General features: G+C 60.0%; 25 protein-coding genes. 9 read left to right on the top strand and 16 right to left on the bottom strand.

Features of this window, described 5'->3' with window-relative positions; genetic code table 11:
* The first annotated feature begins 98 nt into the window (after positions 1-98).
* From ACQY1K_RS17970 to ACQY1K_RS17945, 6 genes are all read left to right on the top strand, one after another.
* Positions 99-911 carry a shikimate dehydrogenase family protein gene (locus tag ACQY1K_RS17970; protein WP_430260013.1) on the top strand — a complete coding sequence of 271 codons (813 nt, stop codon included), beginning with the start codon at positions 99-101 and terminating at the stop codon, positions 909-911.
* Between the two features lie 116 nt (positions 912-1,027).
* The gene (locus tag ACQY1K_RS17965) at positions 1,028-2,155 is read left to right on the top strand and encodes an ABC transporter substrate-binding protein (RefSeq protein ID WP_430260011.1); all 1,128 of its coding nucleotides are present in this window, start codon (positions 1,028-1,030) and stop codon (positions 2,153-2,155) included.
* Positions 2,156-2,256: 101 nt separating this feature from the next.
* Positions 2,257-3,135 (top strand): branched-chain amino acid ABC transporter permease, encoded by an 879-nt coding sequence (locus ACQY1K_RS17960; RefSeq protein ID WP_062459345.1) that lies wholly within the window; start codon positions 2,257-2,259, stop codon positions 3,133-3,135.
* Entirely contained in the window at positions 3,132-4,106 is a 975-nt protein-coding gene (locus ACQY1K_RS17955) for a branched-chain amino acid ABC transporter permease (RefSeq protein WP_430260008.1), read from the top strand. The genes ACQY1K_RS17960 and ACQY1K_RS17955 overlap by 4 nt, the downstream gene beginning before the upstream one ends.
* On the top strand, positions 4,103-4,861 hold the full coding sequence (locus ACQY1K_RS17950; protein WP_430260006.1) for an ABC transporter ATP-binding protein: 759 nt from the start codon (positions 4,103-4,105) through the stop codon (positions 4,859-4,861). The genes ACQY1K_RS17955 and ACQY1K_RS17950 overlap by 4 nt, the downstream gene beginning before the upstream one ends.
* 1 nt (position 4,862) lies before the next feature.
* Positions 4,863-5,585: an ABC transporter ATP-binding protein gene (locus ACQY1K_RS17945; protein WP_430253795.1), complete on the top strand. Its 723-nt coding sequence runs from the start codon at positions 4,863-4,865 to the stop codon at positions 5,583-5,585.
* A 40-nt stretch (positions 5,586-5,625) separates the two neighbouring features.
* Here ACQY1K_RS17945 and ACQY1K_RS17940 read toward each other — a convergent pair whose 3' ends face one another.
* From ACQY1K_RS17940 to ACQY1K_RS17930, 3 genes are read right to left on the bottom strand one after another with little or no spacing between them, the layout of a single operon-like run.
* Positions 5,626-6,369, bottom strand: a complete 744-nt coding sequence (locus tag ACQY1K_RS17940) for an SDR family NAD(P)-dependent oxidoreductase (protein WP_430253797.1) — start codon at positions 6,367-6,369, stop codon at positions 5,626-5,628.
* Positions 6,362-7,141 (bottom strand): SDR family NAD(P)-dependent oxidoreductase, encoded by a 780-nt coding sequence (locus ACQY1K_RS17935; protein ID WP_430260004.1) that lies wholly within the window; start codon positions 7,139-7,141, stop codon positions 6,362-6,364. Before ACQY1K_RS17935 ends, ACQY1K_RS17940 begins: the two co-directional genes overlap by 8 nt.
* Entirely contained in the window at positions 7,138-8,847 is a 1,710-nt protein-coding gene (locus ACQY1K_RS17930; protein WP_430260002.1) for an FAD-dependent oxidoreductase, read from the bottom strand. Before ACQY1K_RS17930 ends, ACQY1K_RS17935 begins: the two co-directional genes overlap by 4 nt.
* 116 nt (positions 8,848-8,963) lie before the next feature.
* On the opposite strand from ACQY1K_RS17930, the gene ACQY1K_RS17925 reads away from it, so the two are divergent.
* Positions 8,964-9,863, top strand: coding sequence for a helix-turn-helix domain-containing protein (locus ACQY1K_RS17925; protein WP_430260000.1), 900 nt, complete (start codon positions 8,964-8,966; stop codon positions 9,861-9,863).
* Positions 9,864-9,948: 85 nt separating this feature from the next.
* Complete coding sequence (locus tag ACQY1K_RS17920) at positions 9,949-10,512, top strand: NIPSNAP family protein (protein WP_192087247.1); 564 nt, start codon at positions 9,949-9,951, stop codon at positions 10,510-10,512.
* Positions 10,513-10,530: 18 nt separating this feature from the next.
* Here the strand turns inward: ACQY1K_RS17920 and ACQY1K_RS17915 are convergent, their stop codons facing one another.
* From ACQY1K_RS17915 to ACQY1K_RS17855, 13 genes are all read right to left on the bottom strand, one after another.
* On the bottom strand, positions 10,531-11,736 hold the full coding sequence (locus ACQY1K_RS17915; protein WP_430260581.1) for an MATE family efflux transporter: 1,206 nt from the start codon (positions 11,734-11,736) through the stop codon (positions 10,531-10,533).
* Between the two features lie 219 nt (positions 11,737-11,955).
* Positions 11,956-12,990 carry an L-threonine 3-dehydrogenase gene (tdh, locus tag ACQY1K_RS17910; RefSeq protein ID WP_113111568.1) on the bottom strand — a complete coding sequence of 345 codons (1,035 nt, stop codon included), beginning with the start codon at positions 12,988-12,990 and terminating at the stop codon, positions 11,956-11,958.
* Positions 12,991-13,034: 44 nt separating this feature from the next.
* Positions 13,035-14,225: a glycine C-acetyltransferase gene (locus ACQY1K_RS17905; protein WP_062459309.1), complete on the bottom strand. Its 1,191-nt coding sequence runs from the start codon at positions 14,223-14,225 to the stop codon at positions 13,035-13,037.
* 165 nt (positions 14,226-14,390) lie between these two features.
* The gene (locus ACQY1K_RS17900; protein ID WP_430259998.1) at positions 14,391-15,476 is read right to left on the bottom strand and encodes an NAD/NADP octopine/nopaline dehydrogenase family protein; all 1,086 of its coding nucleotides are present in this window, start codon (positions 15,474-15,476) and stop codon (positions 14,391-14,393) included.
* A gap of 49 nt (positions 15,477-15,525) precedes the next feature.
* Positions 15,526-16,140, bottom strand: coding sequence for a helix-turn-helix domain-containing protein (locus ACQY1K_RS17895; protein WP_184655478.1), 615 nt, complete (start codon positions 16,138-16,140; stop codon positions 15,526-15,528).
* 42 nt (positions 16,141-16,182) lie between these two features.
* A complete protein-coding gene (locus tag ACQY1K_RS17890; protein WP_430259995.1) occupies positions 16,183-16,758 on the bottom strand; it encodes a peroxidase-related enzyme in 576 nt (191 codons plus the stop codon).
* Positions 16,755-17,255: a CMD domain-containing protein gene (locus ACQY1K_RS17885; RefSeq protein ID WP_184655480.1), complete on the bottom strand. Its 501-nt coding sequence runs from the start codon at positions 17,253-17,255 to the stop codon at positions 16,755-16,757. Before ACQY1K_RS17885 ends, ACQY1K_RS17890 begins: the two co-directional genes overlap by 4 nt.
* A gap of 11 nt (positions 17,256-17,266) precedes the next feature.
* Positions 17,267-18,760, bottom strand: a complete 1,494-nt coding sequence (locus ACQY1K_RS17880) for an NAD(P)-binding domain-containing protein (protein WP_430259992.1) — start codon at positions 18,758-18,760, stop codon at positions 17,267-17,269.
* Between the two features lie 90 nt (positions 18,761-18,850).
* The gene (locus ACQY1K_RS17875) at positions 18,851-19,936 is read right to left on the bottom strand and encodes an ABC transporter ATP-binding protein (RefSeq protein ID WP_430259990.1); all 1,086 of its coding nucleotides are present in this window, start codon (positions 19,934-19,936) and stop codon (positions 18,851-18,853) included.
* Complete coding sequence (locus ACQY1K_RS17870) at positions 19,936-20,730, bottom strand: ABC transporter permease (protein WP_184655483.1); 795 nt, start codon at positions 20,728-20,730, stop codon at positions 19,936-19,938. The genes ACQY1K_RS17875 and ACQY1K_RS17870 overlap by 1 nt, the downstream gene beginning before the upstream one ends.
* Positions 20,730-21,716, bottom strand: coding sequence for an ABC transporter permease (locus tag ACQY1K_RS17865; protein WP_430259988.1), 987 nt, complete (start codon positions 21,714-21,716; stop codon positions 20,730-20,732). Before ACQY1K_RS17865 ends, ACQY1K_RS17870 begins: the two co-directional genes overlap by 1 nt.
* A 156-nt stretch (positions 21,717-21,872) precedes the next feature.
* Entirely contained in the window at positions 21,873-22,982 is a 1,110-nt protein-coding gene (locus ACQY1K_RS17860; protein WP_184655485.1) for an extracellular solute-binding protein, read from the bottom strand.
* Between the two features lie 1,075 nt (positions 22,983-24,057).
* Complete coding sequence (locus tag ACQY1K_RS17855) at positions 24,058-24,933, bottom strand: helix-turn-helix domain-containing protein (protein ID WP_430259986.1); 876 nt, start codon at positions 24,931-24,933, stop codon at positions 24,058-24,060.
* A 108-nt stretch (positions 24,934-25,041) separates the two neighbouring features.
* Here ACQY1K_RS17855 and ACQY1K_RS17850 point away from each other — a divergent pair, with 108 nt between their 5' ends.
* Positions 25,042-25,815 carry an SDR family oxidoreductase gene (locus ACQY1K_RS17850; protein WP_430259984.1) on the top strand — a complete coding sequence of 258 codons (774 nt, stop codon included), beginning with the start codon at positions 25,042-25,044 and terminating at the stop codon, positions 25,813-25,815.
* Positions 25,816-25,865 lie beyond the last annotated feature (50 nt).

The raw sequence follows: 25,865 nt of genomic DNA, 5'->3' as shown, positions 1-25,865 counted from the left end.
CGCCCCCATCGTCCATTTGCCGACGAAGGGGCCTATGTTTTTGTCGAGCTTGAGAACGACCGGACAAGGGTCGGATCGCATGCCGAGGGGAGGAAGGCGTGAGTATAAATATAAAGGTCGACGGGGAGACCAAGCTCTTCCCGATCATCGGCCATCCGATCGGACAGGTGAAATCGCCCGCTTCGCTCAGCCAGATCATGGCCGATCGCGGCTTTAACGGCATCGTCGCACCGGTCCATATTCTCCCCGAAGACCTGGCCGGCTGGCTGTCGCAGGCAAAGAGCATGCGCAATGTCGCGGGCATCATTGTCACGGTACCGCACAAAGTCCCCTGCCTCGAATTCTGCGCCCGCATATCGGCCCGCGCAAAGGCATCCGGCGCCGTCAACATCATGATCCGCGATGGCGACGACTGGGTGGGCGACGCAACCGACGGACACGGCTGCCTTGACGGTGTCGCGGCCCAAGGCTTCGAGATCGCCGGCAAGTCTGCGCTTCTGGTGGGTACCGGCGGCGCCGGAGCGGCCATCGCCTACGAAATCCTGGCACGCGGCGCCTCGGAACTGGCCCTGCACGATCTCGACACGCACAAACGCGACGCGTTGATCGCGCAGTTGAACAAGGCATTTCCGGGTCGTGCGCGGATAGGCTCAACAGATCCACGCGGTTTTGCACTGGTCGCCAATGCCACGCCACTTGGCATGCGTGAGACCGATCCCCTGCCGGTGCAGACGGATCTTCTGACCGCAGACCAGTTCGTCTCGGACGTCGTGACGCGGCCGGCCGTGCCGCCGCTGATTGCTGCTGCCCGCGACAAGGGCTGCGGCACCATGTCGGGGTCAGGCATGTTCGACGCCCAGGCCGTGCTGCTGGCCGATCTGTTGATGGGGACACGCACGATCGACGCCTAGGCGATCGAGACGGAGACACCGCAGGCCCGGGTCTACGCCCGGGCATGAGGATACGGCGACAAGGGAGGAGACCTGGCCGCCGGGACGGAAATATCGATCAGCCAAGGAGGAAGGTCATGATCAGACAACTTATCACCACGACTGCAATGGTACTGGCGCTCGGCGCAATGCCGGCGCTTGCTGAACTGAAGGTCGGCTCGATCGTCGAGTTGTCCGGACCCGGCGCCGCGGCCGGCACCAACTTCCGCGATGGCGTGAAGATGGGCTTTGAGGAAATCAATGCGCAGGGCGGCATTCTCAAGGAGCCGGTCAAGATTCTGGAATATGACAGCCAGACCGACCCGCAGGTTTCGCGCGCCATGGTGCAGAAGGGTATCGACGACGGTATCTACGCGATCATGGGAACGGTGTTCTCGTCATCAACCGTGGTCAACATGCTGGTCGCGCGTCAGGCCGGCATTCCGCAGTTCACCGGCTCCGAGGCTCCGTCCATCGTCGCCATGAAAAACCCCTACATCTTCCGCACCGCCTTCGGCTCGCAAAAGGGCGTGCCGAAACTTGCCAAATACATGTCCGAGACGATGGGCCTGAAAAAGGTTGGCGTCGCCTGGGCCAATACCGAATTCGGCAAGGGCGGCCACAAGGCTTTCGTCGATGCGATGAAGGCTGCCAATATCGAGATCGTCGTCGATGTGCCGTCCGAACAGGCGCAGGCTGACTTTTCCGCCGACGTGCTGAAGCTGAAGGGCTCCACGGCCGAAGCCTTCTTCATCTATTACACCGAAGAAGAAAGCGCCCGCTTCCTGCGCGAAGCCCGCAAGCAAGGCCTGAACAAACCGCTTCTCGGCGAAACTACTCTGATCGGCCACAAGGTCATCGAACTTGCCGGCGATGCGGCCAACGGCGCTATGGGCCATGTCGGCCTGACGCCCGATGCCGATATCCCCGCCGTCAAGGAAATGGTCGAGCGCTTCAAGACGAAGTTCAAGTACACGCCCGACCACAATGCCATCAAAGGCTACACCGCCGCCTGGACGTTGAAATACGTCACGGAAATGGTCGGCAAGCCGGACAGCAAGGCCATCGCGGAAAAGCTGCACGGTCTCAAGCTGACCGCCAAGGAGCACCCCGGCGTCCTGATGGATGTGAGTTGGGACGACACCGGCGAGATGTCGCGCGAAAGCTTTGTCGTGAAAGTCGAGAACGGTAAACAGGTGGTCCAGGCGGTGCTGCCGCCGAACTGATGCTGATCGCATGACGAGACAAGTGCCGGCGGTTCGCGCCGCCGGCACGTCGTCATCAATCCTGCACGTCACGCCGATTACCAGCCCGTGAGGACGACCCCATGGCCGAGTTTATCCAGATTATTGTCTCCGGTCTCGCCGCCGGCTCCATCTACGCGCTTGCGGCAGTCGGCTTCACCCTGTTGTGGCAGGCATCGCAAACCATCAACTTTGCCCAGGGCGAGTTCGTCATGCTGCCAGCGTTTTTCGTGCTGGTTGGTATGACAGTGTTCGGCCTGCCGCTATGGCCCTCCGTGGCGCTGGCGCTCGCGCTGTCGCTTCTTATCCTCGGCGTGGCCTTCAAGCGGCTGATCGTCGAACCGATGCTGCCGCACGGAACGCTGCCGCTGGTCATCGCCACCATTTCGCTCGGCCTGCTGATGAAGGAAAGCGTCAAGGAATTTTACGGCGCGACCGCCCAGCCCTTCCCTGCGATCTTTCCGCAGACGGTCTACGAGATCGCCGGTGCCAGCGTTTCGATGCAGGATATCGGCAATCTCGTTGTCTCGATGCTCGCGATCGGCAGCCTGCAGCTCTTTCTCAACCGAACACGGACCGGCCGATGCATGCAGGCCAGCGCCCAGAATCCGGCGGTCGCCGAAATCCTTGGCGTCAACGTCAAGCGCATGGTGCTCTATACATTTCTGATTAATGCCGGCCTTGCCACTGTCGCCTCGGTGCTGATCTCGCCGATCTATCTCGCCAAGTTTTCCAATGGTGAAACGCTCGGCCTCGTCGCTTTCATCGCCGCCATCGTCGGCGGGTTCAACCAGATCCGTGGCGCTCTGGTGGGCGGTCTGCTGATTGGCGTGATCGACAATCTATCGGCTGTCTACATCTCCGCCCAGTACCGCTCGGCCATGCCGCTTCTGCTGCTGATCGCCATCATCCTCTTGCGTCCGCAGGGCCTGCTCGGCACCTCGGAAGGGAGAACCGTATGATCCTCCTGAAACCGTTTCTGCTTCTGCTGGGTATTGCTGCCCTCGTCGCCGCTCCGATCGGCCAGGGCAACTACATCGTCTACACGCTGGCCTCGTGGCTGATTTTCTCGATCACTGCCATGGGCCTCAACCTGACGCTCGGTTATGCCGGACAAGTCAGCCTGGCGCAGGCCGCCTTCATGGGCATCGGCGCCTACATCACCGCGCTGATGACGCTCAACGGCGTTCACTGGGGACTGGCCGTGATCGTGTCGATCGCAGCAAGCTTCGCGGTCGGCTTGCTGCTCGGCTACCCCGCGCTGCGGGTTCAGCACCACTTCCTCGCCTTCGTCACGCTTGCCTTCAACACGCTGTTGTTCCTCGTGCTGCGCAACGAGGAAGAGATTACCGGCGGTTCGTTCGGCCTTGTCGGCATGCCCCGGCCGTCGTTTTTCGGCATCACCACCGACAGCAACATCGCCTTTTACTATTTCACGCTGGTCTGCTTCGTCGTGTCCGCTAGCGCCATGTGGTGGATCCTGCGCTCTCCCTGGGGGCGAGCCTTCAGGGCGCTGCGCGAAAATCCGATCCGCGCCGAAAGCCTTGGCCTTAAGGTTCGACACCAGACACTGCTCGCCTTTGCCATCGGCTCTGCGTTCGGCGGTCTTGCCGGCGCGCTGCAGGCACCGCTGGTGCAGTTCATCGAGCCCAGCAGCTTTGCACTGATCCATTCCCTGAAAATCCTGCTGATGGTGGTGGTCGGCGGTTCGGGCTTCTTCTTCGGCCCGATGCTGGGTGCCGCCGTGGTGATCCTCCTGCCGGAACTGCTGCGCTTCACGGAAGGCTATTACCTGATCATCTACTCGACGCTGGTGATCGTCCTGATGGTGTTTTCGCCAACCGGCCTGATCGGGGCCGGCAAGAAACTCGCCGAAAGGTTCCGGCCCAAGCATGAAGCCCGCCGCGATCTCAAACAGGGAGTCCAGCTATGAATGCGGCGGCCCAGGAGGTCATTCTTTCGGTTCACAACATCTCAAAACGGTTCGGCGGCATCCGCGCCGTCCACCAGGTCAGCTTCGATGTGCATAAAGGCGAGATCCTCGGATTGATCGGCCCGAACGGATCGGGCAAATCGACGCTGTTCAACTGTATTCTTGGCCAGTCGAAGCCGACCGAGGGTCACTGCAAGATCAACGGCAAGTCCACCGACGGCGTAAGGCCTGCCGACCTGTCGCTGATGGGTGTCGGCCGCACCTTCCAGCAGCTCTCGGTCTTCCCCAACATGACGGTGTTAGACAATATCATTGTTGCCGGCCAGGAGCATGAAGGCTCGATGCTGTCGCGCCTGTTGGGCAAGTCGGATGCCGGACTGACGGAAAAGGCCGAACAGCTGAGCGAGTTCTTCCGGTTGACGCCTTACCGCGACACACCGGCGGGCTCGCTTTCCTACGGCCAGCAAAAGCTGGTCGACGCGGCCATGGCCTTCATGGCGGGACCCGGCATCGTGCTTCTCGACGAGCCGGCGGGCGGCGTCAACCTGACCATGCTCGGGCACCTCAAGGACCGGCTGATCACCTACAACCGCGAACATGGCACGACCTTCGTGGTCATCGAACACAATATGGAATTCGTCATGTCGCTCTGCACCCGCGTCATCGTGCTGGCGCAGGGCGAGATCATCGCCGAGGGGACACCGGATGAAATCCGGGCGAACCAATTGGTCATCGACGCGTATCTCGGAGGCTGACATGCTGGAAGTGAAAAACCTCAATGGCGGTTACGGCCGTATCACAATCCTCAACGGGACGTCTTTCAGCATACCGAAGGCGTCCATCACCACAGTGATCGGTCCGAACGGCGCGGGCAAGTCCACGGTGTTCAAGGCGATCTTCGGACTGCTCAACATCAATTCCGGCTCCATCCACCTGGAAGGCGAGGACGTGACGCGAAAGCGCCCGGCCGACATGATTGCCCGTGGCGTTACCTACGTGCCGCAGGGCCGCAATGTCGTGCCGCAACTGTCCGTGCTGCACAATCTCGAACTCGGCGGCATTACCGCCAAGGATCAGGCGCGGGTGAAAATGCGGATGGAACAGGTGATGGACCAGTTCCCGATGCTGCGCCAGCGCAAGGACCAGAAGGCGATCGAGCTCTCCGGCGGCCAGCAGAAACAGCTTGAGATCGCCCGCGCGCTGCTGCTCGATCCGAAGCTGATCCTGATCGACGAACCGTCAATCGGCCTGTCGCCCAATCTCGTGCAGGAAGTGTTCCAGACGCTGACCCGCCTGCGCGACCAGAGCGTAACGATCCTGATGGTCGAACAGAATGCCAAGGCGGCGCTCGCCATGTCCGATTATGGTCTGGTCCTGGAACTCGGCCAGACGCGGATGTTCGACAGGTCGGACAAGCTGCTCAATGACCCGCGTGTGGGCCAGCTCTTCCTCGGCGGTCACATCGAGGATGCCGCCTGATTGATCCTCGCGATCGCATAACCTTTTCGGCGAAGCGTTCTCAAGGGGACGCGTCGCCGAAATCACCGAACGCGGTCCAGCCGCCGTCGACCGGCAGCACCACACCGGTGATCGCCGATGCCGCTGGTGAGGCTAGGAAATTGACGGCGGCAGCCACCTCCTCGGCCATGATCAGTCGCCCGATCGGCGTGCGGCGGCGAAGCGTGGGCAGATCGATCCGGCCTGCGGCGGCCAGCTTTTCCACCAACGCGGTCTGCACGAAAGCCGGCGCAACGGCATTGACCCGCACACCCCGCCCTGCCCACTCGCAGGCCATTGCCCGTGTCATTGCAACAATCCCGGCCTTGGCAGCGCCATAGGCGTTGCGCTTGGGAAGACCGGTCAGCCCTGCAATCGAGGACAGGTTAACGATTGCGCCATCACCCCGCGCGACCATGCCACGCGCCACTTCCCGCGACATCAGAAACGTGCCGGCCAGATGCACATCGAGCACCCTCCGGAAAACCTCGATCCCCTGCTCCAGCGTTGGCAGGTGGCTGTCGCCGATCCCGGCATTGTTGACCAGGACATCGAACGGAGCTGAACCCGCGACCGCGGCCACCTGCGCCTCATCGGTCACATCGCAGGCCATGCCGCGATGGACATCGCCCAATTCGGCCGCCCGCTCAGCAGCCTTATCGCCGTCGATATCGGCGATGGTGATGCGGTGGCCGCTTTGAGCAAGCGCTTGGGCAATTGCCAGGCCGATCCCGTCGGCGCCGCCGGTGACGAGGGCTTCACGCATAACCAGGCCTCGGTACCAGTCCCATCAGCGATTGCGACAGCCCCCCATCGACGAGGATGTCTTGTCCCGTGATGTAGGATGCGCGCGGCGAGGCGAGAAACAAGGCTGTATCTGCCAGATCTTCGGGGCTTCCGATACGGCCGACGGGGACCATGGCTTCGCGTCGCGCTTTGACCTGCGGATCGGCGTAGAAGGTTTCGGAAAGCGCCGTTCGCACCAGTCCCGGGCTCAACGTGTTCGAGCGGATGCCTTTGGGTCCCCATTCGTAGGCAAGCTGGCGCGACAGCATCAGGATTGCTGCCTTCGACGCGGAATAGGCGCCGCTTGCAGGTTGAGGGTAGCTGCCCGAAATGCTCGCGACATGCACCAAGGCACCTTGTCCGCGGGACATCATGCCGCGACCGAACGCCTGAGCGGTGACGAGATAACCCGTAAGGTTGACGGAAAGCATCGCCGACCAGTCGGCCTCGGAGACGCTTTCGAGCGGGCCGGGCCGCAGGATTCCGGCGTTGTTGATCAGGATATCAGCGCCTCCCTGCGCCTCGACCGCATCCGCCGCTGCGGCAACGTCGTCTGCCCGCGACACATCACACTTGAGCGAGAAACTACCCATACCCAGTTCGGCAGCGAGCGACGCCGTCTGCGCCTCGTCACGGTCGAGCAGCACGACCCGCACACCTTCCGCAGCGAAGGCGCGCGCCAGCCCCTGACCGATGCCGCCTCCGGCGCCGGTGATGACGGCCGTCTTTCCCTCCAGTCCAAGCCAGCTCATGCCGCGTCTCCCTCCCCCGTCGCCGCCGGTGCGATCCCTGCGAGATAGCGCCCGGTGATCCAGCCGAATGTCATCGCCGGGCCGAGCGTGATCCCGGCACCGGGATAATTGCCGCCCATGATCGAGGCCCGGTCGTTACCGACCGCAAACAGGCCATCGATCACCCGGCCATCCCGATCGACGACCGAGCCCTCCACTGTGGTTTTCAGTCCGTCGAACGTTCCGAGGTCGCCGATTTCCAGCCGGACGGCGTAGAACGGCCCTTGCTCCACAGGCGCAACCGAAGGGTTGGGCTTGTGGTCGGGATCGGCGAGGTACCGGTTGAAGGTGGTCTCGCCGCGATGGAACTGTTCGTCTAGGCCTTGCCTGGCGCCCCGGTTGAATTCGGCCACGGTCGCCACCAGACCGGTCGCATCGATCCCGCAGACCTTGGCGAGATCGGCAAGCGTCTTGCCTTTCTTGAGGTACCCGTTCCGTAGCCACGGCAGGAGTGGCACCGGCGCCGGCTTTGCGTGGCCAAGACCATACTTGCGGATCGCCCGATGGTCGCAAATCAGCCACGCGCCCCCCTCGCCCGCCGCAACCATGGCAGCGCCGACATCGTGGTAGCTCTCGCTCTCATTGGTAAATCGCCGGCCATTGGACAGAACGGCGATCATGCCCGGCTTGTAGCGATCGAGCAGATGCGGAAAATAGCCTATGCCTGGCACACGGCTGATCGGCATCCAGGCGGCCGGCTGGGCGAATTCGGCATCAAATGCGCCGCCTGCCTCTTCGCCGAGACGGATGCCGTCACCGGTATTGCCCTCCGGTACCGGCGAAAAATGCTCACCGCCTGCCTTGAGATGGGCGTAGATCCCGGCTCGCCTCGCGAGATCCTGCGCATATCCTCCGCAAGCAAGGACTACGCCCCGCCGGGCGACGATACGGCCGGGTGACGCGCCACCGACCTCGACACCGGTGATACGACTACCGTCCTTGGTCATCCGTAGCGCCGGCGTATCGGTCAGGATCGGAATATCGAGATCGAGACAGGCTGCGGCCAGCCGCGCTGCCAGCGCGTTGCCGCTCGTGACCTGGACGCCGCGGCCGTGACGCACAACCTCGCCGGCATGCGCGACAAGGCGTTTCATCACGTAGGAAAACGAGGTCAGCGATTTGGTGGCGTTGAAGAAATGCCTGATATCGGCATTGGACGAGTTGAACATCATGCCCATGAACGTGATCGAGCCGAGCGGCGGCCGCAGCCGCGCAAGATCGCTGCCGAGCACGCTGCTGTCGAAAGGCGCCGCCAGCACCGAGCGCCCGACATCGACGCCGCCATCCACCGTCGGGTGATAGTCCGGGTAAAGCGTGGGGACGAATTTCACCACCGTCTCGCGTTCGAACCAGTCGAGCATTTTCGGACCGGCCTCGAGAAACGCGTCGATCGTTTGCGCGTCGAACCAGTTCCCGGTCTCGGCCTTGAGGTAACGGCGCGCCGCGTCGCGCGTATCGCTCGGGTTGTTCGACTTCCCGTGCCGGTTTCCGGGTATCCACAGCACGCCACCCGAAAACGCCGTCGTGCCTCCGAACACAGGCTCCTTCTCGATCACGATCACGGACAGGCCGTGTTTCCTCGCCGTGATCGCGGTGGCAAGCCCTCCCGCGCCCGATCCGACGACCAGCACGTCACAGACGTGCCCCTCCTCCCTCTTCGGCTCCATCCGCTTCTCCCGGTCGCGTTTGATGGAGATCTTGCTAACCCGCATACCGGGGATGACCAATGGACGCCGTCGCGCAATTGTTGCACTATTTGGCAGGGAGATAATGAGGAGGACACATGGGAAGCTTGGCCGCAGGCGGCATTCCGCTTTACTATCTCTATGGCGATCAGGGTGCCGACGTCGATCTGGACTTCCTGCATATCGAACCCCTGCGTGACCGCAGCGGGCCAAACGATTGGAGGATTCATCCGCATGCCCATCCCGACCATATGCAGGTTCTGCTGGTCAGAGAGGGGGGTGGAACCATCCGCATGGAGGATCAAATCTCATTCATACCCGCGCCTGCGATCATGGTCGTTCCAGCCGGAATTGTTCACCAGATCGATTTTGATCCGGGGACTGACGGCTACGTGGTGACGGCCGCACTCGGTTGCCTGAAGGCAGCGTCAAGCTCGGACCCGCGGCTCGAAACGGCTGCATCGAGACCGGCAGTCTACCCGATCGAAGGAACCGGCGTCAGCATTCCGGCCGTCGTCGATACGTTTCACTGGCTGCATCGGGAATTCATCTGGTCGGCACCCGGCCGGCGCATATCGATGATGGCGCACTACATGCGGCTGCTCGTGATCGTGCTGAGGCTTAACATCACCCATGACGAGACCGGTATATCCACGCCAGACCGGGGTTATGATCTGCTTTTGCGCTACAGGGCCCTTCTGGAACGCCACTTCCGGACGGAGCGATCCTTGACCTTCTACGCGAAAGAGCTGGCGGCGACGCAGGCGCGGCTCAATGCGGCCTGCAAGGCACGCGCCGGCAAGACCGCGTCGGACCTGCTCTACGAGCGGCTGTTGATGGAAGCCAAGCGCTACCTCGTCTATACCGAGAGCAGCGTCGCGCAGGTGGCACATATGACCGGTTTTGACGACCCCGCCTATTTCAACCGCTTCTTTACCCAGCGTGTCGGAATCTCTCCGGGGACCTATCGCAAACAGGCGGCACGACACGACAGCTGATAGGCTCAATTGTCCAATCTCTTGCAGACCTTATCCATGTTCGCGGGCGGTCCGGCGTGCCAGACTGACGCGATGGGAGACGGTGATGATCCACGAATGGCGAACCTATCAGCTAAAGCCGGGCGCAACCGGCGAGTACCTCGCGCTGCTTGCAGACCTCGGGCTTCCACTTGTGACACGGCACCTGCCACTTCTCGGCTACTGGCAGGCGGAAACCGGCCCTCTGAACGTGATCCACCATCTCTGGACCTATGCGGACTGGGCTGAACGCGAAGCATGCCGCGCCGCCCTCTCGAATGAAGAGGCTTGGGTGAACGGCTTCATCCCCCAGGCTTTCCCGATGGTGTTGCAGCAGCACAACTATCTGGCGACGCTTGGGCGCGGATCACCCGTTTTCGACACGGCCGTCGCCGACCGTCACCGGCAGCATGGCCCACGGCCCGCAGGCACGCCCTTGTTTGCCCCTGACTGTGCAGGATTGGTGACCGGCCATGCGCCGCCTGATGCGGTCGCGCTGCTCGAGCCGTTTTCCGGTTCGACAGAAGGTCCTCTTGCCCTGCTTCCACGTCACGCTGATCCGTTGAGGTACGTCGGTGGGTATGACGGACAGCACACCGTGCTGCGCCCCTTGTCGTTTTCGCCGCTTTGAACGCTGTGCAAATTGCCGCTACACCTGCGCAAATGTCTCTTTCAGTTTCAAGCCGAGCGTTACCGCACGCGCTATCATCAGGACCATCATCGCTGTCCACAACCCTTCATTTCCCCAGACCTGCTGCAGACCATAAGCGGTGGCGATGAAGATGCCGGTGGAGATGATCATGCTGTTGCGCATATCTCGGGCACGCATGGCTCCGATCATGATGCCATCAAGCATGAAGCTGGTCACGGAAACGAGCGGCAACGCGATCAGGAAGGGAAGCAGGGCAATGGCGGCGGTACGAACATCTTCCTGATCGGTGAGGAGCGAGATGATCGATGGGCCAGCGAAGGCGTAAACAACTGAAAACAGAAACGCCACCAGACCCGACCACACAAACGCGGCCTTGACCACCTGGGCAAGCGCTTTTTTTTGCCGCGCGCCGATGACTGAACCGACCAGGGTTTCAGTGGCGTTCGCAAACCCGTCCAACCCATAGGATGTAAAGCCGTGGAGGTTGAGAAGGATGGCATTGGCGGCGAGGATCGTGTCGCCTTCCTTGGCACCGCTGCGGGCAAACCAGCCGAAACAGAGCAGAAGGAAGAAGCTTCGCAGAAAGATGTCCCGGTTTACCGCGACCAGCCGTCGAAGCGCCAACCCGTCCAGCAGCTCCTTCATCCGCACTGCGGGATGCGCACCGAATGGCTTGATGATGAAGAGGCCTGCGATCAAGGCCACCCATTCGGCAAGGGCGGTCCCCGCCCCTATCCCGGCGACACCCCAGTCGAAAACAAGAACCAGCGTGAGAGTTGCGAGCAAGTTGACGATATTAAGGGCGACTTGTAGCGCCAGTGAGATCATCACGCGCTGGCAACCGAGAAGGTAGCCGAGGAGGACAAAATTTCCGAGCGTCGCAGGCGCTGACCAGATTCTGGCGAATGCATAATCCGACGCGCTCCGGTAGACCGCTTCACTGCCGCCGAGGAATCCGAGTCCGATCTCGATGATCGGCTTTTGCAGCAGGATGATCACGGCACCGCCGGCAGCGGCGATAAGCAGCGCCCGAAACAGATGCATGCGCATGAGCGTGCTATCTTTGGCACCCCACGCCTGGGAGACCAGACCGGTCGTTGCCATGCGCAGAAAACTGAAACTCCAGAAAAGGAAATTGAACAGCACGCCGCTCAGCGCGACCCCGCCGAGAAAGAAAGACCCCGGGAGATGTCCCGCCACCATCGTATCGACAAGTGACAGGATCGGCTGAGCCAGATTTGCGAGAATGATGGGAAGCGCCAGAAAGACCATCCGACGGTTCCAGTTTTCCTTTGCTCCCTGTTCCGGCAAGATGGTCATAATCCGAAAGGGCCTGAGCAGAAGAGCTTCGCCTGCCCTATAGTCTTGATCGACATGGTATTGCTCCCATCGGTCGGCTTTTTGTTGGACCTCATGTTGGCTTCACCAGTCCATGACGACCTTTCCGGAATTGCCGGAGCGCATGGCCTCGAACCCGTCTCTGAAGGAGTCGATGCCAATGCGATGGGTAATAAGAGGCGAAAGGTCGAGGCCGCCCTGCACGAAGGCGATCATCTTGTACCAGGTCTCGAACATTTCCCGCCCGTAGATGCCTTTGAGATTGAGCATCTTGAAGATCACTTTGTTCCAGTCGATCTCGAACCCGGTCGGCGCGATGCCGAGAATCGCAATCTTGCCGCCATTGTTCATCTTGTCGATCATGTCGCGGAATGCGGGGGCCGCGCCCGACATTTCCAAACCGACATCGAAGCCCTCGGTCATACCGATGCGCTTCATCACGTCCGACAGGTTTTCCTTGGACGCATCGACGACGTGGTCGATGCCGAGCTTTTCGGCAAGTGCCAGACGTACCGGGTTGATGTCGGTGATCACGACCTTGCGGGCGCCCGAGCGCTTGGCAACCATCGCACCCATGATGCCGATCGGACCGGCTCCGGTCACCAGGACGTCCTCGCCGACCAGATCGAAGGAGAGAGCGGTGTGCACGGCGTTGCCGAACGGATCGAAGATCGCGGCAATCTCGTCCGGCACATCATCCGGGATCGGCACGACATTGTCTTCGGGAATGCAGACGAATTCGGCAAAAGATCCGGGCCGGTGGACACCCACGCCCAACGTGTTGCGGCAAAGGTGTCCGCGCCCCGCGCGGCAATTGCGGCATTTGCCGCAAACGATATGCCCCTCGCCGGAGACGCGCGCGCCGACCTGGACCTTGGTGACCGCAGAGCCCACCTGCGCGATCTCCCCGCAGAACTCGTGGCCGACGACCATCGGCACCGGAATGGTTTTTTGGGCCCAACTGTCCCAGTTCCAGATATGAACGTCGGTGCCGCATATCGCGGACTTCTTCACCCGGATCAGCACGTCGTTGGGGCCGGGGTCCGGAACAGGGATATGCTCCATCCAGAGACCGGTTTCGGCTTTCGACTTGACGAGGGCGCGCATCATGTTGGTCATCGAAAAATTCCTGTCAATGAGTTGGATCGGTTCGGGCCGGGCGTCTACTCGATCACGCGCAGTTCCCTGCCGACCTCTTCGAACGCCGCAATGGCCCGGCGCACATCGTCCTCACTATGCGCCGCCGACATCTGGGTACGGATACGCGCCTGGCCTTTCGGTACGACCGGGAAGGCGAAGCCGACGACGTAGACACCCTTTTCCAGCATCCTCGCCGCCATGTCCTGCGCCAGCGACGCATCGCCGAGCATGACGGGAATGATCGGATGCCCCTCGCCCGCCAACGTGAACCCAAGCTTGCTCATTTCATCGCGGAAGAGGCGGGAATTGGCTTCTAGCCGGGCGCGCAATGCGTCACCATTGTCGATCAGGTCAAACACCTTCAGCGAGGCGCTCGCAATCACCGGAGCGAGGGTGTTGGAAAACAGATAGGGACGCGAGCGCTGGCGCAGCCAGTCGACCACTTCCTTCTTGCCGGACGTATAGCCGCCGGATGCACCGCCGAGCGCCTTGCCGAGCGTGCCGGTGATGATATCCACCCTGCCCTCGACGCCGCAATGTTCCGCCGAGCCGCGACCGTGCTTGCCGACGAAGCCGACGGCATGGCTGTCATCGACCATGACCATGGCGCCATATTTCTCGGCAAGGTCGCAGACGCCCGCAAGATTGGCGATGATGCCGTCCATCGAAAACACGCCGTCTGTGGCGATCATCTTGAACCGGCTGCCTTCGGCCTTTTTCAGTTCCTCCTCCAGCGCCGCCATGTCGTTATTGGCGTAGCGGAAACGTTTCGCCTTGGAGAGGCGCACCCCGTCGATGATCGAAGCGTGGTTGAGTGCGTCCGATATGATCGCGTCCTCCTCGCCGAGAAGCGTCTCGAACAATCCACCATTGGCATCAAAGCAGGACGAATAGAGGATCGTATCCTCCAATCCCAGAAACTTCGAAATCCGGTCTTCGAGCTGCTTGTGCTCTTCCTGCGTCCCGCAGATGAAACGCACAGATGCCATGCCGTAGCCGTAACGATCCAGCGCGTTCTTGCCGGCCTCCACCAGTTCGGCGTTATCGGCAAGGCCCAGATAATTGTTGGCGCAAAAATTCAAAACCTTGCGACCAGATGCGACTTCGATCTCGCCGGCCTGTTTGGAAACGATCACCCGCTCGGTCTTGTAGAGACCCGAAGACCTCAGACCCGCAAGTTCGGTGGAAAGATGTGCGAGGAACGCGTTGCTCATTGTGAATGCAACCTTGTTTGCCTCCGACGCATCCGCGTCGCGGCTTGGAGAAATTCGGGTATGGGACAGGAGAAGCGCGTTGACGCTCCTACCTCCCCTGCCTCGACCTTAAGCTGCTCGGTCCGTTTGCCGGACGGTGAAGCAATGATCGAAGGCTTACGATGGTCACGCGGCCAAGGGTGCAAACCCGTTTTGGCAAAGGGTCTTTAATTCATCCAATGACATTACGTCTAGATCAAGCGCGTTGAGAAGATCGTTCTCAGCCGCGAAATCACGTCCGTACATGGCCGAGAAGATCCGGACACCGGCTTCGTGGAGCTCCGCTGGAGAATCGGCGAGACGGCCAAGTTTCGCCGTCATCACTAAGCCAAATGGGACGTCTTCCGTCACATAACGGCTGTCGGCCGTACTCGGACCCGTACCGCCATTACCGGCCTCGTGCATTTCCTGGTTCATTTGCGAAATCGAATTGACCGGCACATGGAACGAGAGATGGAAATGCTGGAAGATATCGCGCACGTCCAGACCAAGTCTTGTCGCAATGGCAATCCGTTCCTTGTCGAGATCCTCAAGAAGACGCCCGACATTCGGTGTGACATTCTGTCCTTGGCTCCAGCTTTCGCCGCGCTCCATGCGGGTCATGTTGCCGAGCGCAATTCCCATATGATTTTGCGGATTGAGATTGGATAGCGCAATTGCCATCAGGCTTCCCCGATCAAGGAACCGGTCACCGAATAGGTCCTTGCAGACCACTAGGCCAGCCGCGCTCCGCGATGAAGGGATGGTAGCGATATCAACCTGCTTTCGCACCGTGTTGACCTTCACGGATGTCGGGCTCAACTGTCTGCCCGATACGGCGGTCGTGCCCCAGGCAACGATGGTGACTGTGATCCCGCGCGCCGCGACAAGACGCGACAGATAGAGAGCGCCGAACGAGGCGTGCGAGCTGAAGATAACCGTCTGCTCGGACGTCAGGTAGGGTGCGACCGCATCCAGCACCGTCCTGTGACCGTAGGCCGGCAGCGCAATCACCAGCACGTCTGCGCCCGCAGCAAGGTCTGCCGCATCCTTCGCAACCGCAGGCTTGAAGGTGCCGACGATCGCGCCTTCGGCCACAAGCGCCTCCCCCTTGCCGAGTGCTTTTGTCCGCTCCCCGGAGGGTGACCAGAGTGTCACATCATGTCCTTGCTGCTCTACCAGAGCCGCCGTTGCAAATGCGATTGAACCGGCGCCGACAATACCTACCCGCATGAAAATTTCCTTTTCTTTTCGAATGAAAGACCGCTTTGGAAGCCGATCCTTATCTTGAACTCACAGACGTTCGCTGTGTCCCCGGACCGATCTCCCCGGATGCGACCACGAGAAACGCGCTCGCACCGACAGGGCCAACGCTTTTTAGCGCATGGGGCACGTCCGCCGCGTAACGCGCCGTCTCACCCGTGCGCACGATCATCGTGTTACCGGCGCTGCGCACCACGATCTCGCCCTTCGTACAGTGCAGATGCTCGATAGTGCCCGCACCGTGAGGGTCGCTTGCCAGTTCGCCCTCCGCCTCGAAGCTGAGAAGATACCACTCGATCAGCGACACCATGTTGGCCGGCGACAAAATCTGCAGCGTACAGCTGCCATCCGCGCTTCGGATCGTCGGCGTTAGGTTGCCCGGTTGCAAATCGATGATGGAGCCTCCACCCCGCTCCTCGCTCGCGCCGCTAATCAGGCTGTTGAGATCGATCTCCAACGCCCGGGTCAGATGCCACAGCGTTCCATAGGTCGGATTTGCGTTGCCGCGTTCTATCTCGGACAGCATTGATCGCGAGACGCCCGACATTGATGCCAACTGGGCAAGCGTCAGGTTCAACTTCTTTCGGTAAGCCTGCAAACGCGGCCCAATTTCGGGCGGATTTATCGAAAACATGGCTACTCCCCCTTTTGCCGAACCTGCGAGCGTTGCGAAAAATCAGTCCCTGACCGGCTCGCCGAGTGTATGCATGAGCCTGTTGGCCCATCCGAACAGAGATGTGGACAGAATGAGATCGAGGATCTCATCCTGTCGCAGACCGGCCTCCACAAGCGCTGCCATGTCGTCCGCATCCGCCTCGGGAGGGCATTTGGAAAGGTTGACCGCGAATTTAAGGATCGCCTTGAGACGTGGATCGATCCCTGCATCGACGCCATCGGCGAAAATCGCCGCGATCACATCTTCATCCTTCATCAGTTGATTGTAACGGCTGGCATGGACCGCAGCACAATAAATGCAGCGGTTGACGATAGACGCGCCGACAGCCCCGATCTCCCGCTCGGCGCGTGACAGACCATCGCGACCGTACATGACTGCGTTGAACAGCGGCGTCCTGTGCTTCAGTGTTTCGACATCATGAGCGAGCACGAGAACATAGTCTGAAACCTTGGTATTGGAGGGCGTGACCTTCAACGCCTCGAGCTGCTCCGCGCTCGCCTCGGCGAGATCAAGCGGTTTTACGTAAGGCTTCCAAACAGGAATGTCGGTGGTGAAGTCGTGGACAATCTCGCTCATGCCAAACCCCGCATCAGTTGAAGACCGGCTGCCACCCTGATCTGGTAGCTGACGAAGGCAACAAGCTCCGCCAGCCTCACGATATCGTCGTCAGCAATGCCGGCTTTTTGCAGCAATTCGATATCTCCACGCGTTGCTTCTTTGGGCGAATGTGCGACCAGATCGACATGCCGGATCAGCGCCCTCGATCGAGGATCGCTTCCGCCGTCGAACCAGATGTCTGCCAGGCGGGCAGCATCCTCGGGCGCGCCTGCTTTTTCCAGCATTGCCTCAAAATGGTCTTCGAACGCCTTTTGGTCGTTGATCTTTGCGATCCGCCAGGCGAGTGCCGCTCGCTCTGCATGCGAAATGCCGCCGGGAACTCTTGGAGTGAGAGCACCACCATGAGTTTGCTGCGTCAAGGCCATGATATCAGCCCTTCCAGCAACCACTTCCGCCAATCGGGTACCCTGCTCGATGCCGACGATCGCGGCGATCAGATCCTCGTTTTCAGCCATACCGTCTTCCCCTAAGCCTGCTTGAGTGCGATTGTCTGCGCACCATCCGGCAAGGGTGACGCAGTCCATTCGTCGCCGCGCAGTTCGGGCGTGTCGTAGGCTAGCAGACGTTGCCAATGCTGTTCAAAACTCTCGGCATAGAGCTTTGCGGCAATTTCGCGCGACAGCCATGCCGCACCCTCGCTGATGCCGGGGATGTCCCCACTCACCTTGCCAAGGCTCGCGGCAGCGCCCGAATTGAAGCTGTATATGTTGGCAAGCCAAGGCGCCTGCCCCGGCTCCCGCTCGAGAAATGTAAAATCATTGGCGAGATAAGGGAATTTGCCCAGATCTGCGTTCTCTTCGCCCGGAGGCGGCGTGAAGCGGTCATGCCACAGCAAGATCTTGTCCGCGTAGCCATCAAGCTCCTTGCGCGCCAGTGGATCGACCCCGAAGCCGGTTCCGAGGATCATGAAATCGGCACGCAAAGCCTTGCCCTGCGATGTTTCGATGAGGATTTCGTCGCGGTCGAGTTTTACCTTTTCGACCGCCGTGTCGAAATGGAAATATGCATTCGGATGTCGGCTGACACGCATCGTTGATCCGCGGGGGGCCGGCGTCTGCGTGCGCAGTGAATAATTCATGATCTGCCAGCGCCTGGCATCGCTGAGCTTTGGAAATGCGGCAGTGAAACCGAACGAGCCTATGCCCATCAATTTATTGATCCGCGGCATCTCTTTCCGGCGAATGAGGTGTCGAACTTCGGCTGCGCCCGCCTCCAGTGCTTCTGCCGCGTTGTCGACCGCAGAGGCGCCAACACCGACGACCACGATCCGTTTTCCGCGCAGGGCTTCGAAGTCGATATCGTGAGACGAATGCGCCCAGTATTTCCGCGGGAGATCGTTGACGAAACCGGGTATGCTGGGACGACCTAGGCCATCGCGGCCGGTTGCCATCACCACCTTGCGTGCAAGCACCGAGCTTTCGCGCGCACCGTCGCCGCAAAGCGTCAGCCGCATAAGTTCGCCTTCCGGCTCGATCGTCTTGACTTCGACGCTGTTTTCAACCGGAAGATCCAGCACCTTACGATACCAGCAGAGATACTCCATCCACATCGGGCGCGGGATCTTGTCGAGCGCTACCCATGAGTCATTGCCGAACCGAGCGGTAAAATAGGCACGGAACGTGAGCGATGCCATGCCATAAGCCGGACCAGTCAGTTGCTTGGGCGAACGCAGGGTTTCCATGCGCGCATAGGTGATCCAGGGCCCTTCCATACCAGCCCGATTGCGGTTGAAGATGCGGATATTCGCAATACCCGCAACCCTGAGCGCGAAGCCGGCAACCAGACCGCACATTCCGCCGCCGATGACGACGACGTCGTGAACCTGCGGCTCGCTAACCGTCGGCGCCACCCAGTTTGCAGCTGGATAGCACAGGCATGCAAGGTCGTCGCGCACACGCAATTCCAATTCGGCCAGACTGTTTACGGTTGATTGGAGCGGTTTCTGTACATCATAGGCCATAATCTGCCTCCGGCGCCCGGTAGATCTGGGGCTCGAATTGAATGCTCGAACTGTCTTGGCGCCTCACTCTTGGAGAGGCAGACACCCACCTCATTTGCCCGCATGCCGGTCGGGAATGATGGTCGCTGTCTCCGTCTTCCAGCCGAGCCAGACATCCTCATTGCCCAACTGGGATACTTCGCTTGGGTGAACCAACGTGTTGAGAACCGCGCCGCGTTCGACCTCAACCATCAGTGAAGTATGGTTGCCCTTAAATACGCGCTGACGGATCTTGCCTTTGATGCGATTGCCGCTTGCCGGTTCGAAGCCCGAGCAGTGGATAGCCTCCGGACGCAACACTACGTAGAGATGTTCGCCGACGCGCGGCGCGAGTCCGCCGGGATTTGCCTTGATGGTGATGCCGTTCCAGCTCAGCGCCGTTTCGTCGCCCTCCGATCCGATCACCGTGCTCCGCAAAAGGTTCGTCTCGCCGATAAAGTTGGCGACGAACACCGAGCCCGGCCGTCCATAGAGCGTGTTCGGGTCGCCCATTTGTTCAATACGCCCCTTGTTCATCACGACGATTGTATCGGACATCGTCAACGCCTCTTCCTGGTCATGCGTCACGAACATGAAGGTCTTGCCTGTCTTTTCCTGGATCGATTTCAGCTCTATCTGCATTTGCTGGCGCAGCTTGGCATCGAGTGCTGACAGTGGTTCATCGAGCAGCAGCACATCCGGATCCGGGGCAAGCGCGCGCATGAGCGCAACACGCTGACGCTGACCGCCCGACAGTTCCGCCGGCAGTCGGCCGGCATATTCTTGTAGCTGGACCAGTTCCAGCAGTTCCGAGACGCGGCGGTGTATGCCTTGGTTGTCGAGGCCTTTCAGCTCAAGCCCGAAGGCGATGTTGCGGGCAACGCTCATGTGCGGAAATAGCGCATAATCCTGAAACACGATGTTGACGTTACGCTTGTTGGGCGGCACGCGGGTCACATCCTTGCCGCTCAGCATGATGCGGCCGGATGTCGGTGTTTCGAAGCCGCCAAGCATCCGAAGAGACGTAGACTTCCCGCAGCCGGATGGTCCCAGCAACGTGACGAATTTGCCTGCCTCGATGCTGAGATTGAGGTTGTCGACCGCAACATGCGTGCCGTAGCTTTTGCTGACATTGTCGAATTGTACGACGGGTTCCATTAGCGGGTCCTCGCGCGGCGGGTGATGAATTCGGCGTACAATCCCACAGCGGCCGTAACCACCAGAACGATCGTCGCCATTGCATTGATTTCGGGAGACATGCCGCCTTGCACCTTAGCAAAGATCAGCATGGGGAGCGTCGGGCGGTAGCCACCCAGGAAAAACGTGCGGACGAAATCGTCGATCGACAGGAGCACGCAGAAGATCATGCCGCCTAAAAGTGCTGGCCCGAGATAGGGCAGCGTCACCCGGAAGAAGGCAACGATACTGTCTGCCCCGAGATCGCGCGCGGCATCGACCAGATTTCCAGGCATGGAACGAAGGCGGGTAAGAGCCATGACCACGACGAAGGGAACCGCGTGCACCGTATGACCGAGGATAATGGCCGCGGTTCCCGTCGGCATGTCGATGGTCGAGATGAATATGCGCAGTGAGATCGCTGAAATCATGCCCGGTACTACGGCGGGCAGACAGGCGAGAGCAAAGATGATGGTCCGGCCACGGATGCCGTTCGAGACGATCAGCATGGCGATCCAGGTTCCGAGCGTGGTCGCGCCCAGTGTGGATGCCGCGGCGATCATGATGGAATAGAGGCAGGCCTCAAGGAACTGCTTGTCCTGCATGACCCTGACGTACCAGTCGAATGTCCAGTCGCTGATCGGAAACGCGACAAAATTGGCATCCTTGAAGCTCATTGCCATCATCAGGGTGAGCGGCAGGAGCAGATAGAGGATGAAGACCCAGTAAATGGCAGTCAACGTCGTGCGTGGAACATCAGAAACCATGTTGCGCATCAGATCGCACTCCCTTTCTTGCCGCCGACAACACGCATGAAGATCCCTGCTGTGATCAACGCCGTTACCAGCATGATCAGCGCAAATGCGGCGCCAACCGGCCACTTGTCGCTTGCGCCATGGAAGAAGCCGCTGATCGTTTCAGGAAACAACACCGTATTCGGACCGCCGAGAAGCATGGGAGTTGCAAAGACCCCGATGCAGGTCAGAAACACGAGCGAGCAACCGGACACGATGCCGTCCTTGGACAGGGGAAGAATTATCCGGCGGAAGCGCGTGATCGGTCCGGCGCCTAGGTCGGCGGCAGCGTCTAGATATTGCGATGGAATTTTCTCGATGGCCGAATAGAGCGGCAGAAGCATATAGAGGCAGATCAGATAGATAAGGCCGAATCCGAGCGAGAACGACGTATAGAGCATCGGGATGGGCCGGTCGATCAAACCGATTTCGCGCAGAAAAACATTGAGCGCGCCGCGATTGGCCAGAAGCATGATGACCGAGAATGTGCGGATCAGTTCACCGGCCCAGAACGGCACCAGAAGCAGAAGCAATGCCTTTGAGCGACCTTCGGGCCTGACGATCTTCGCCACGTAATACGCCACGGGATACACGACGATCAGTGTGATCGCGGTCGCTGCGGTCGCAAAGACGAAGCTCTTGATCAACGGCGTGAAGTAAAGCGACTCCTGAAAGAAGATCGCATAGTTATCGAACGTGTAGTGCGCTTCTACACCCGCCGGGATGGGATAGCGGGAGAGAAGACTGATCTTCAGCATCTGATAGATCGGACCGACATGCAGCATGACGAGCCAGACCAGTGGGATGCCGGCCAGCAGAACGACACGGCCGATGCGGGAATCGACGGCGGCGCCGAGCGTGTGCTGGTAAATTGCGGAATTGACGATCCGCGCTATGCCGGTTGAATATTTGGGTACGGGCGCGTTGCGTCCGGCCGCATCCCCGGCTATCCTGTTGATGTTCGCCATGAAACTATCTCGGTTAGAGCGACTCGACTGTCCGCAGCTCGGCTAACGGTTCGTCTTCGCGCGTGGTCAGGATGAAAATCCTATGATCACCAACCGTCCCCGGAGACCGCCGAAGCGCTTCGGAAGCGGTCACGGATCGTGCAGGGACCCGCCTTGTCAGGCTGCCTTGACCTCTGCAGTCGCACGATCGATCATCTGGTTTTTCATGTCGCGATTAACCGACGAGAAGAAGATGATGCGATCGAGCTGCTCCTGAGGAAGCGTTGAAGCGAGCTTCTCGCGATCGTTCAGCAGGTCTGCGACGCCGTTGATTGTAGAGCTGTACCCCGACTGACGGGTCATGGCAGCGCCGACCTCTGGACTTTCAAGGATCGCATTGAGCAGCTTGTACGCATTTTCAGCGTTAGGCGCGTTGTTGACGACGTTCAGCGTGTAGCAGAAGCCGAAGGTGCCTTCTTTCGGAACAGACAGCTCGATCGGATGCCCTTCCATAATGAGCTTAGCAGCCGGGCCGGACCACGAATGGGCAAGATAGATATCCTCGTTGATGAACATCTGCTGCACTTCCGAACCCGCGTCGTAGTACTTCCGAACCATGTCCTTGTGCTTGATGAGCAGGTCCCGAGCTTCGTTCGTTGCCTTCTGCGCGATGTCCGCTTTGTCAACATAGGTCACGAAGTCACCATCATGCCCGAGCATCTGCATAGCAATCGTCATGAAGTCGCTGACGATGTAAGACGTTAGGCCCTTGTACTCTGGATCGAACATGATCTGCCAACTCGGCGCATCCTTGACGTAATCGACATTGCGAGCAAGTCCTTCGTATCCCGCAAGGATCGGAAGACCCCAGAGCTTGTCATCGACCCGCGCCCAAGGGGCGTCCTGATATGCGGTGTTGAGGTTTTTCCAGTTTGGAATCTTGGCCGTGTCGAGCGGCTGGATCAGCTTCGAGCTGATGAACTGCGAGTAGCGGTGCCCGGCGACCGTGACAATGTCGGTTGACGGATTTGCGCCCTCCGCGGTCAGAAGATTGTACTGCTTGCCCTGGTCATCGGTCAGCCGGATCCTCACTTCGATCCCAGAGTCTCTCTCGAACTTTTCAACGAATTCCTTCGGGAGAAACTTGTCATAGGTGGTGACGTTGATGACGCCGTTTGCCGCCCAGGCGGGCCGAGGACGAATGATCATCGGCATCGCAATTGCAGTAGCGCCTGCGCCGAGCAAGGTCAATGCGGACCTGCGGGTTATTGTGGATTTGTCACTCATCTTGCGTTCCCCTTTTTAATTGAACTTCAATCGAGTTTGTAAATAGCATCGCCGCGTCGTGGCGCTCGGAAACGAACCTCCAATTTGGGCAGCTTGACCGTTCATCGTCCGGTATGCTGAATTTAATTCCGGTAAATAGGAACTGAACGTAATATTAGATCTATGTCAACTCCCAATTTGAAATTCTATTGCTCGATCGCAATGGACGACGTTGCAGCCGTACCGGACGACGCGGAGGTCGAGTCTGCGTTGCCAGGGGGCCGGAGAAACTCGGTTTTTGCGCTGAACCGTTGCACCGCCGAAGCTCGCGGTTGCCCGTCAGGAGCCATCATTTCTGAATCCGCGATTTGAAATGGGGTTCTTGACCGCTGCGTTTGCTGCCTTGCGCCGCAGTCAAATACTATTGGCTTATCAGAAAAAGCTCTTCAAGCTTTGTTCGTGACCTCCAAATCAACGCGATTTCGGAGTTGTTGTCAGCCCCTTGAAAATGATCAAGATTTCGCTCGGTTTGAAAGGCGACCGAGGACCAGCCGGATTTAAGAGAGCATTTCGTGCTACAATGGATGGTAAGATCAGCTGTACCGACCGCTTCCCGCTCTGAAGGGCGACTAAGACTTCTGTGCCGGACTGCTGATGGTAAACAACTCGGCAGTTCTCGTTTGCCTTGCAGTTAATTTCACCCGTGATCGGATCTTCTTTGTCATTGAGTACGACCGCAACGAGAACCCACTTGCCCCTCTTGTCCCAGTTCTTGAGCCAAACCTATTGTTGGTAATGGAGCAAGTCCTCAGGCCAAGGAACCGGATATGCGCCCATACGATCTAACCCATCGCGGGAACTCTCTGCTGCCATAACGCTGACATCAGGTTCTAAGGTATGGCACATCGTTGGCTCAAGCATAATGCGAAAACCTTTTCGCCACTTAGTAGTCCCTCGATGTCTGCTTGAAGCCGGGAGCGTCAAGTCCGCTATTGGGCGTCGAAAAAGAAAATCGCACCGCAACGCTATAACAAGCTGTGCCAACGCGATGCTGGCGCCGAGAACTTCGGCCGTTCACCCAATGATCCGGACCTCATCACACCCGCAGCGCGCCGGGGGTGAGGCCGTCTTCCCGGCGCATGATGGCCGTCAGGTGGCTTTGGCTGGAGAAGCCGCAGGTAAGCGCGATCTCTGCCAGTGGCAGCGGTCCGTTGACAATCAGTGCACGGGCCTCGTCGAGGCGAAGTCGGGTGAAGTACTGGTGCGGGCTCGTGCCCGTTCGACGCCTGAACGAGCGAAGCAGCTGGCTCGACGAAAGCCCGACCAGCGAGGCCAGGTCCTCGAGCCTGACACCGAGTGTCATATGCGCCTGCATGTGATCGCGCACCTGCCGGAACTGCCGATCAGACAGCCCACCCAGATCCTTCTGGGGCCGGGCTACGCCGTATTGCCGGATGAGGTGGATGCCAAGCAGGTTGAGAAGCGAGTCGAGCTCGAGGCCGGCCATCGTGCCATGCGTGCCTGAACGCAGTTCGTCGCGCAGCATGCCACCGATCAACCCGACACGCCGGTCGACGACCGGCAAGGCATCCGCGACGACGGTTGCGGCCGGCAGGTCGAGGTCGGACTGGGCGAGACCGTCAAGCCATGGCTGCGACAGCGAGAATGCCGCCACTTCCTTGGGCTCATGCCAGCGCGCCCAGTAGTCTGCGCCTGCCGGAACGATTTCACAGCATCCGCTCGCAGCCGAGGCGGTGCGGATCCGCGTCCCGCCAAGGCGTGACTCGCGGTTGCTGAAGGGCTTGAACGACAAGAGCACGAGATGATGGGGGATCGACTGGCTGATCTCGCCTGCGTTCCGCCGGTTCCACGCCGCCGTCCCGAAATCGGACCGGACGAGCCGACCCCAGTTCGGCACCGGCGTGTCGGCAGTGGCGACATGCGGTGCTTCGGGCGGAATGGCATCTGACATGGCTGTTTCCCGTCCAGCGTGCGGATTTACTAACAACGATGCGCGTATCCTGAAAGCCGCACCCCCTCCATGTCGCCTATTCCTTGATCATCAACAAGGAGAAAGACAATGACGACCAGCGACATGATCAAAAATAACGACGGCCAGGTTGCAGTGGTGATGGGTGCAACGCGCAACCAGGGTCGGGCCTATGCCGTCATGCTGGCGCGCAACGGCTGCCGCGGCGTGGCCGTCCACTATCACGGCGAGGCCTCCCGCGGCGAAGCGGAAGAAACTGCCGCCGAGATCAAGCATCACGGTGCCGAGCCCCTTCTGTTCAGCGCCGACCTGACCCAGGTCGCCGATGTCGCAAGATTGTTCGACGCGGTCGACAAGACGTTCGGCCAGCTCGACATCGTGGTGAACACGGTCGGCAAGGTGGTCAAGAAGCCATTTGTCGAGATCACCGAGGCCGACTTCGACCAGAGCTTCGCAATCAACAGCAAGGCGGCGTTCTTCTGCATGCAGGAAGCCGCAAAAAGGATCGCCGACAACGGCCGTATCATCAACATCGGCACGACGCTGCAGGCGGCAACGACCGGGCTATACGCGATCTATGCGGGCTCCAAGGCGCCGCTCGAACACTTTACGCGCGCGCTTGCCAAGGAGATCGGCCACCGGGGCGTCACCGTCAACACCGTAGCACCCGGCCCGCTCAACACCTCCTTCTTCTACCCGGTGGAAAGCGCGGAATCGAAGGCCTTCCTCTCCGGCATGAGCCCGCAGAACCGGCTCGGCGAAATCGACGAGATCACCCCGCTGATCGAGTTCCTGGTCAGCCCGGGCGGCAGTTGGGTCACCGCGCAGACCCTCTTCATCAACGGCGGCTTCATCGCCCGCTGATCCCTCGACTGCACGCAACAAGGCTGATGGCCCATCGATCGGACCGTCAG

Source organism: Neorhizobium sp. IRS_2294 (genome assembly GCF_050500145.1).
Taxonomy (GTDB): Bacteria; Pseudomonadota; Alphaproteobacteria; order Rhizobiales; family Rhizobiaceae; genus Neorhizobium; species Neorhizobium soli.
Note: the sequence above shows the minus strand (reverse complement) of the source record. Positions and strands in the feature narration are given on the sequence as shown.

What these genes read in the sequence shown, in the direction of transcription:
- ACQY1K_RS17965 (WP_430260011.1), top strand. Translation starts at nt 1,028, where the DNA reads ATGATCAGACAACTTATCACCACGACTGCAATGGTACTGGCGCTCGGC.
- ACQY1K_RS17960 (WP_062459345.1), top strand. Translation starts at nt 2,257, where the DNA reads ATGGCCGAGTTTATCCAGATTATTGTCTCCGGTCTCGCCGCCGGCTCC.
- ACQY1K_RS17955 (WP_430260008.1), top strand. Translation starts at nt 3,132, where the DNA reads ATGATCCTCCTGAAACCGTTTCTGCTTCTGCTGGGTATTGCTGCCCTC.
- ACQY1K_RS17950 (WP_430260006.1), top strand. Translation starts at nt 4,103, where the DNA reads ATGAATGCGGCGGCCCAGGAGGTCATTCTTTCGGTTCACAACATCTCA.
- ACQY1K_RS17945 (WP_430253795.1), top strand. Translation starts at nt 4,863, where the DNA reads ATGCTGGAAGTGAAAAACCTCAATGGCGGTTACGGCCGTATCACAATC.
- ACQY1K_RS17940 (WP_430253797.1), bottom strand. Translation starts at nt 6,369, where the DNA reads ATGCGTGAAGCCCTCGTCACCGGCGGCGCCGACGGGATCGGCCTGGCA.
- ACQY1K_RS17935 (WP_430260004.1), bottom strand. Translation starts at nt 7,141, where the DNA reads ATGAGCTGGCTTGGACTGGAGGGAAAGACGGCCGTCATCACCGGCGCC.
- ACQY1K_RS17930 (WP_430260002.1), bottom strand. Translation starts at nt 8,847, where the DNA reads ATGGAGCCGAAGAGGGAGGAGGGGCACGTCTGTGACGTGCTGGTCGTC.
- ACQY1K_RS17925 (WP_430260000.1), top strand. Translation starts at nt 8,964, where the DNA reads ATGGGAAGCTTGGCCGCAGGCGGCATTCCGCTTTACTATCTCTATGGC.
- ACQY1K_RS17920 (WP_192087247.1), top strand. Translation starts at nt 9,949, where the DNA reads ATGATCCACGAATGGCGAACCTATCAGCTAAAGCCGGGCGCAACCGGC.
- ACQY1K_RS17915 (WP_430260581.1), bottom strand. Translation starts at nt 11,736, where the DNA reads ATGGTGGCGGGACATCTCCCGGGGTCTTTCTTTCTCGGCGGGGTCGCG.
- tdh (WP_113111568.1), bottom strand. Translation starts at nt 12,990, where the DNA reads ATGACCAACATGATGCGCGCCCTCGTCAAGTCGAAAGCCGAAACCGGT.
- ACQY1K_RS17905 (WP_062459309.1), bottom strand. Translation starts at nt 14,225, where the DNA reads ATGAGCAACGCGTTCCTCGCACATCTTTCCACCGAACTTGCGGGTCTG.
- ACQY1K_RS17900 (WP_430259998.1), bottom strand. Translation starts at nt 15,476, where the DNA reads ATGCGGGTAGGTATTGTCGGCGCCGGTTCAATCGCATTTGCAACGGCG.
- ACQY1K_RS17895 (WP_184655478.1), bottom strand. Translation starts at nt 16,140, where the DNA reads ATGTTTTCGATAAATCCGCCCGAAATTGGGCCGCGTTTGCAGGCTTAC.
- ACQY1K_RS17890 (WP_430259995.1), bottom strand. Translation starts at nt 16,758, where the DNA reads ATGAGCGAGATTGTCCACGACTTCACCACCGACATTCCTGTTTGGAAG.
- ACQY1K_RS17885 (WP_184655480.1), bottom strand. Translation starts at nt 17,255, where the DNA reads ATGGCTGAAAACGAGGATCTGATCGCCGCGATCGTCGGCATCGAGCAG.
- ACQY1K_RS17880 (WP_430259992.1), bottom strand. Translation starts at nt 18,760, where the DNA reads ATGGCCTATGATGTACAGAAACCGCTCCAATCAACCGTAAACAGTCTG.
- ACQY1K_RS17875 (WP_430259990.1), bottom strand. Translation starts at nt 19,936, where the DNA reads ATGGAACCCGTCGTACAATTCGACAATGTCAGCAAAAGCTACGGCACG.
- ACQY1K_RS17870 (WP_184655483.1), bottom strand. Translation starts at nt 20,730, where the DNA reads ATGCGCAACATGGTTTCTGATGTTCCACGCACGACGTTGACTGCCATT.
- ACQY1K_RS17865 (WP_430259988.1), bottom strand. Translation starts at nt 21,716, where the DNA reads ATGGCGAACATCAACAGGATAGCCGGGGATGCGGCCGGACGCAACGCG.
- ACQY1K_RS17860 (WP_184655485.1), bottom strand. Translation starts at nt 22,982, where the DNA reads ATGAGTGACAAATCCACAATAACCCGCAGGTCCGCATTGACCTTGCTC.
- ACQY1K_RS17855 (WP_430259986.1), bottom strand. Translation starts at nt 24,933, where the DNA reads ATGTCAGATGCCATTCCGCCCGAAGCACCGCATGTCGCCACTGCCGAC.
- ACQY1K_RS17850 (WP_430259984.1), top strand. Translation starts at nt 25,042, where the DNA reads ATGACGACCAGCGACATGATCAAAAATAACGACGGCCAGGTTGCAGTG.